At 61.6% G+C, this 3,154-nt stretch carries 3 protein-coding genes; 2 read left to right on the forward strand and 1 reads right to left on the reverse strand.

What is annotated here, in order from left to right; translation table 11 throughout:
• The first annotated feature begins 166 nt into the window (after nt 1–166).
• Both A2I95_RS28735 and A2I95_RS28740 read left to right on the forward strand, forming a co-directional pair.
• Nucleotides 167–883: a heme-copper oxidase subunit III family protein gene (locus A2I95_RS28735; protein WP_027258067.1), complete on the forward strand. Its 717-nt coding sequence runs from the start codon at nt 167–169 to the stop codon at nt 881–883.
• A gap of 9 nt (nt 884–892) precedes the next feature.
• On the forward strand, nt 893–1,264 hold the full coding sequence (locus tag A2I95_RS28740; protein WP_027258068.1) for a cytochrome C oxidase subunit IV family protein: 372 nt from the start codon (nt 893–895) through the stop codon (nt 1,262–1,264).
• A gap of 112 nt (nt 1,265–1,376) precedes the next feature.
• Here the strand turns inward: A2I95_RS28740 and katG are convergent.
• A partial coding sequence (gene katG, locus A2I95_RS28745; RefSeq protein WP_291735392.1) for a catalase/peroxidase HPI occupies nt 1,377–3,154 on the reverse strand: 1,778 nt, incomplete at its 5' end.

The raw sequence follows: 3,154 nt of genomic DNA on the forward strand, positions 1-3,154 counted from the left end.
AACCGGATCAGGGGACGTCAAGACGCTGCTGCCGGGTGTGCGGCTTTGCGCGCTCTATTGGCACGCGCTGCTGGCCTTCTGGCTGATGCTGTTTGCGCTGCTGCAGGGCTGGGGCAATGCGTTTCTGGCGCTTTGCCGCGCGGCTGTGAGTTGAGGAGGGAGACCGATGGAACACCCATTGCAAGGCCAGGACCAGACGCTGCAGCAGCAGGGACATAGCGGCTTTGCCGCCGATTGGGGGTCGGACCAGCGCGCCTTCAAGAAGGTCTCCTGGGGCAAGGCGATGATGTGGATCCTGCTGCTGAGCGATACCTTCGTCTTTGCCTGCTTTCTGGTCGCCTATCTGAACGCCCGCAACTCCACCACCGTGGACTGGCCCAACGCCAGCGAGGTTTTTGCCCTGCATATCGGCGGTGCAAATCTGCCGCTGATCCTGATCGCCATCATGACCTTTGTGCTGATCTCATCTTCCGGCACCATGGCGATGGCGGTGAATTGCGCCTACCGCAAGGCGCGCAAGGCCACCGCCGTGCTGATGCTGGCAACCGCCGCGCTGGGCGCGATGTTTGTCGGCATGCAGGCGTTTGAATGGTCCAAGCTGATCTCCGAGGGCGTGCGCCCCTGGGGCAACCCCTGGGGCGCAGAGCAGTTCGGCGCCAGTTTCTTTATGATCACCGGCTTTCACGGCACTCATGTCACCATCGGGGTGATTTTCCTTGTCCTCGTGGCTCTCAAGGTCTGGCGCGGTGACTTCGACCGCGATCAGCGCAGCTGGATGTCGGCGGGCAACGGCGACTACGAGGCGGTCGAAATCATGGGGCTTTACTGGCACTTTGTCGACCTGGTCTGGGTCTTCATCTTTGCATTCTTCTATCTGTGGTAGGGGACAGATATGGCACATTCACCACACGCAATGGACACAGAGCAAGGTGTCCATGAAGAGGGGCAGCAGCATCCGATCAAACTCTATTTCGCGGTCTGGATACTGTTGTTCGTGCTCAGCGCGGCCTCCTACTGGGTCGATTACGCCCAGTTGCAGGGGCTGCTGCGCTGGAGCCTGATCCTGATCTTCATGACGCTGAAGGCGGGGCTGATCATCGCGGTGTTCATGCATATGGCCTGGGAACGGCTGGCGCTGATCTATGCGGTTTTGCTGCCGCCCTTGGCGATGATCGGGCTGCTGGCCATTCTGATCATTGAATCGGACTACACCGCAGAGACCAGGGTGATCGAATTCGGCCAGGGGGCGGCAGCGGTCGAATAGATGCCCCGCCTGGCCGACAGGCCAGGCGCTGCCCTCCGCTTTCTATCTCGAAACCAACAACAGAAAAGGCGCCCCGGTTTTCCGGAGCGCCTTGTTAGCCTTTTAAATTTGCTTACGCCGCCAGGTCAAACCGGTCTGCGTTCATCACTTTGACCCAGGCCGCCACGAAGTCCCGCACAAACGCCGCCTCGCCGTCTGCCTGCGCATAAACCTCGGACAATGCCCGCAGCTGCGAGTTGGAGCCGAACACCAGATCCGCCCGCGTGCCGGTCCACTTGACTGCACCGCTGGCCCGGTCCCGGCCTTCATACGTTCCGTCCTCTGCCGGGGTCCACTCCACACCCATATCGGTGATAGTGGTGAAGAAGTCGGTGCTCAGCACCCCAGCCCGGTCGGTGAACACCCCGTGCTTGGAGCCGCCCTGATTGGCGCCCAGCACCCGCAGACCGCCGATCAGGGCGGTCATTTCCGGCGCGCCAAGGGTCAAAAGCTGCGCCCGGTCCACCAGCATCTTCTCTGCCGGCACACTGTAGGCGGCCTTCTGGTAGTTGCGGAAGCCATCGGCCTCCGGCTCCAGCACGGCAAAGCCTTCGACATCGGTCTGCTCCTGGCTGGCATCGGTGCGGCCAGGGGTGAAAGGCACGTCCACCGGGTGGCCTGCAGCCTTTGCAGCCTCTTCGACGCCGGCGCCTCCTGCCAGAACAATCAGATCAGCCAACGAGACCTTCTTGCTGCCAGAGGCGCTGGCATTGAATTCGCTCTGGATCTGCTCCAGCGCGTTCAGCACCTTGGCGAGCTGGTCCGGCTGGTTCACCTCCCAGTCCTTTTGCGGCGCAAGCCGGATACGGCCGCCATTGGCACCGCCGCGCTTGTCCGAACCGCGGAAGGTCGAGGCCGAGGCCCAGGCGGTGGCGACCAGCTCAGAGACCGACAGCCCAGTTGCCAGGATATTGGCCTTCAGCTGCGAGGTATCCTGCTCGTCCACCAGCGCATGATCCACCTCGGGTACCGGATCCTGCCAGATCAGATCTTCCGACGGTACGTCGCTGCCCAGATAGCGCGATTTCGGCCCCATGTCGCGGTGGCACAGCTTGAACCAGGCGCGGGCAAAGGCGTCAGCGAATTTCTCCGGGCTGGCATGGAATTCGCGCGAGATCTTCTCGTACTCCGGGTCCATCCGCAGCGACATATCGGCGGTGGTCATCATGGTCTTGACCTTTTTGCTGGGGTCATGGGCTGCCGGGGCCATGTCCTCTTCGGTAACGCCCACGGGTTCCCAGATCCAGGCCCCGGCGGGGCTTTTGGCGAGGTCCCAGTCATAGCCGAACAGCAGATCGAAATAGCCATTGTCCCATTTGATCGGGTTTGCCGTCCAGGCACCTTCGATGCCGCTGGTGATGGTGTCACCGCCCTTGCCGCTGGCATGGGTGCTGAGCCAGCCAAAGCCCATGGCCTCGATTGGGGCTGCTTCGGGTTCGGGTCCGACATGGGACGGATCTCCCGCGCCATGTGCCTTGCCAAAGGTGTGCCCCCCGGCGACCAACGCCACAGTGTCCTCGTCGTTCATGCCCATGCGGCCAAAGGTGTCGCGGATGTCCTGACCTGATGCCAGAACCTTGGGGTCGCCGTTGGGGCCTTCGGGATTCACATAGATCAGACCCATCTGCACCGCAGCCAATGGGTTTTCCAGATCGCGTTCACCAGAGTAGCGTTCGTCGCCCAGCCAGGTGTCTTCAATACCCCAATATATGTCTTCTTCTGGGGCCCATATGTCGGCACGACCCCCACCAAACCCAAAGGTCTTGCCGCCCATGGATTCAATTGCGCAGTTGCCCGCCAGGATCATAAGATCGGCCCAGGAAATCTGGTTTCCGTATTTCTGCTTGACCG

The organism is Leisingera sp. F5 (genome assembly GCF_001593695.1).

Excerpts from the sequence above, each read along its gene's own strand:
- A2I95_RS28735 (WP_027258067.1), top strand. The coding sequence starts at position 167 with ATGGAACACCCATTGCAAGGCCAGGACCAGACGCTGCAGCAGCAGGGA.
- A2I95_RS28740 (WP_027258068.1), top strand. The coding sequence starts at position 893 with ATGGCACATTCACCACACGCAATGGACACAGAGCAAGGTGTCCATGAA.